3 protein-coding genes and 2 pseudogenes are annotated in these 2852 nt (G+C 56.8%); 4 read left to right on the top strand and 1 reads right to left on the bottom strand.

Annotation, left to right across the window (positions count from 1 at the left end; genetic code table 11):
* Positions 1-146 precede the first annotated feature (146 nt).
* The 4 genes and pseudogenes from IBX51_RS14910 to IBX51_RS14895 all read left to right on the top strand — a co-directional run bounded on the left by IBX51_RS14910 (position 147) and on the right by IBX51_RS14895 (position 2087).
* A pseudogene (locus IBX51_RS14910) lies at positions 147-1098 on the top strand (thiamine pyrophosphate-dependent enzyme).
* Positions 1095-1208: pseudogene (locus tag IBX51_RS14905) on the top strand (hypothetical protein); the annotation flags it as partial. The pseudogenes IBX51_RS14910 and IBX51_RS14905, both read left to right, overlap by 4 nt.
* Entirely contained in the window at positions 1191-1448 is a 258-nt protein-coding gene (locus tag IBX51_RS14900; protein WP_291832115.1) for a 2-oxo acid dehydrogenase subunit E2, read from the top strand. The pseudogene IBX51_RS14905 and the gene IBX51_RS14900, both read left to right, overlap by 18 nt.
* Positions 1449-1559: 111 nt before the next feature.
* Positions 1560-2087: a copper chaperone PCu(A)C gene (locus IBX51_RS14895; RefSeq protein WP_291832114.1), complete on the top strand. Its 528-nt coding sequence runs from the start codon at positions 1560-1562 to the stop codon at positions 2085-2087.
* Positions 2088-2120: 33 nt separating this feature from the next.
* Here the strand turns inward: IBX51_RS14895 and IBX51_RS14890 are convergent, their stop codons facing one another.
* A complete protein-coding gene (locus IBX51_RS14890; RefSeq protein WP_291832113.1) occupies positions 2121-2852 on the bottom strand; it encodes a class I SAM-dependent methyltransferase in 732 nt (243 codons plus the stop codon).

The raw sequence follows: 2852 nt of genomic DNA, 5'->3' as shown, positions 1-2852 counted from the left end.
GAGTGCCTGCGGGCGCTCTGTGATATCCCGCTGCGCGTAACCCGCGCCAACAACAAGACGACCACCCCAACGCTGCCGTTGCCAGCCACAAGCCGGCTTTTGTGCAGTCAGGCCTCTACCGCAAGGCCCGGGGACAGGAGGATGGGATGAGACAGATCCACGAATTCCATGTGGATAGCACCCGCTATCTGGATGACCATGGCAAGCCACTCGGCGAATTGCCACCTCAGGCCAGGAACACGAACAGGATACTGGCCGCCTACCGCAACATGGTGTTGACCCGCACCTTCGATTCCAAAGCTATTGCCCTGCAACGTACCGGCAACTGCGGCACCTACCCCTCCGTGCTGGGGCGGTGACGAGCGCGGTAGCGCCTGGAGGATTTGCCCGGAAGATCTGCCAACCTCAGTGCCCATTGCCACCCAATGTTGCCATGCCGTGGGCGTGGCGGCGGCTATGAAGATACGCGACGAAAACCGGGCCGTGGTGTGTTGTATCGGCGATGGTGGCACCTCCAAAGGCGACTTTCTGGAGAGTATCAATCTGGCCGGTGCCTGGCATTTGCCCGTTGTATTTGTAGTGATCAATAACCAATGGGCGATTTCCACACCACGCAGCCTGCAAAGCGGCGCCGAGACCATTGCCCAGAAAGCGATCAGTGCCGGCTTGCCGGGCCACATTGTTGATGGCAACGACTACTTCGCTACTATCGAGGCGTTGGATACGGCGCTGGACCGGGCCCATGGCGGCAAAGGCGCGACGGTGATTGAGGCCGTCATCTCTCGCCTGGGCGACCACACCACCGCCGATGATGCCACCCGCTACCGAACGGCCGAAGATCTCAAGCGTGCCTGGGAGAAGGATGGCATCAAACGCCTGCAGAACTGGTTGCACGACAGCGGTCTGTGGAGTCCGGACAAAGAGAAAACCCTTCAGGCCGACTGCAAGCAAACCGTAGAGAAGGCCGTGGAGGATTACCTGGCCACCGAGGCTGAACCACCCATGGCCATGCTGGATTATCTGTTCGAAACCCTTCCCTGTGCGCTGCAAACCCAGCGTGAGCAGATCGCCAGCAAATACCGGGGAGGTGACCTATGAGCAAGGCAGAGTGTTTAATTGAAACTCGTGATGTGACCCTGGTGGAAGCGGTTAACATGGCCCTGCACCGGGCCATGGCAGACGACGATAACGTGGTGGTGCTGGGCGAGCTGAAGTCCTCCGGAAAAGGCGATGGTAACGGTGCCCAGCAAGACCAGTTTATCGTCGGCGCGGCTCCTTCCAGTAAGCGGGCCAGGGCCAATCGGGACAAGGTGGTGCCCCACAATGGTACTGCGACCATTCGTCGCACCTTGCCTTTGTCGCTTACCTTCGATCACAGGGCCGCGACGGGCGGCGAAGCCGCGAGGTTTCTGGGGGCGATGATGATGGCGCTGCATAACGAGGGTTAAATCGTGGACTGGAAAGGGCCGGTGAGAAAACCTCGGTGACTTGCCAATAGTTAAGGCAGGGTTAACACTTGAGGGCTGCGAGTACTTCAAAAAATCATTGTGCGAGATACCATGAATCAACTCAAAATCTGGACAGCGGCTGCGCTGTTGTCTTCTGCACTGTTTTGCATGCCTGCGATGGCGGGTGATCACGGCCATCACCACCATCACCACCCTGGTCACAGTCAAGGCCAGAATAGTATTCAGGTGAACCAGCCCTGGAGTCGCCCGACACCGCCCGGCACGCCTGTGGGTGTGGGGTATTTGGTAATTACCAATAGCGGTGATCAGGACGTCACACTGATTGCTGCCGAAAGCCCCAGAGCGGGCCGCGTATCGATTCATGAAACCCGAATGCACCAAGGCATGATGCGCATGCAGCCCTTGAAAGATGGTTTGACCGTTCCCGCCGGTGGCTCGGTAGAGCTAAAACCCCATAGCTATCACTTGATGCTGGAGCAGCTTGCACAACCACTGGTTGAGGGCGAGGCCATTCCGGTGCGGCTGGATTTTGATGTGGCTGAGGCGATGGATATTGAGTTAAAGGTCAGATCGCTGGACAACGACACCGCGATAGACCACTCCGGGATGCATCACTGAGAGTGATCGGTATGCAACCAATTCTGGAAACGCTCAACGCTTGATGCAAACGAACAGGGCGTTTCCGGATTTGCCGTCCCATGGCACGATCCGGTCGTAATCGTGCTCGAGGACATGAACGTCGAATAGTGGCTGCAATAGCGCTTCAAACTCTGAGAAGCTGAGTGCCACCATAGCGTGTTCGTCTTGCCAGGCCTGAATGGCGCCTTTTGTGCGCTTGTTGATGCTGAGAAGAAGTGACTGTTGCTCTCCCTGGCCACAGTATTGCCAGCCGGAGTGGAAGGTGAATTCACTGCCGCCATGCTGGGCGGTATGGCTGACAAACAGCTTATTATTGATTCGTGTTTTGTCCACTGCATTAAAGCAGAACAGGCCGTTTTCAGTCAGCGCGTCGTGGGCGCTATGAAGGCAGCTTTTCAGTTGCTCGACCCCGTCGCTGTAGTGAATCGAATACAGAAAGCAGGTAATAAGATCGAAAGTTGCCTCAAGCCGGAAATCACACATGTTCTGAAGGTGAAACATGGCCTCCGGGCAGCGTTGCTGGGCAACATCGAGCATAGGCTGATTGATGTCGAGCCCCTGGCATTGATAACCGGAATCGATGAAGTGCCGAATGTGAGGCCCGGTGCCACAGGCCAGATCGAGGTGGCTGTTGCCTCCGTTGCCGAAAAGTTGATGCAGCCGACGAACACCCTTGCTTTGCGTTGGGTAATCGATATCGGCGCACATCAGATCGTAATAGCCCGACAGGTCGGTATAAAGGAT

Origin of the sequence: Marinobacter sp. (assembly GCF_014859525.1) — a bacterium.
Classification (GTDB): domain Bacteria; phylum Pseudomonadota; class Gammaproteobacteria; order Pseudomonadales; family Oleiphilaceae; genus Marinobacter.
Note: the sequence above shows the minus strand (reverse complement) of the source record. Positions and strands in the feature narration are given on the sequence as shown.

What these genes read in the sequence shown, in the direction of transcription:
- IBX51_RS14895 (WP_291832114.1), top strand. Translation starts at nt 1,560, where the DNA reads ATGAATCAACTCAAAATCTGGACAGCGGCTGCGCTGTTGTCTTCTGCA.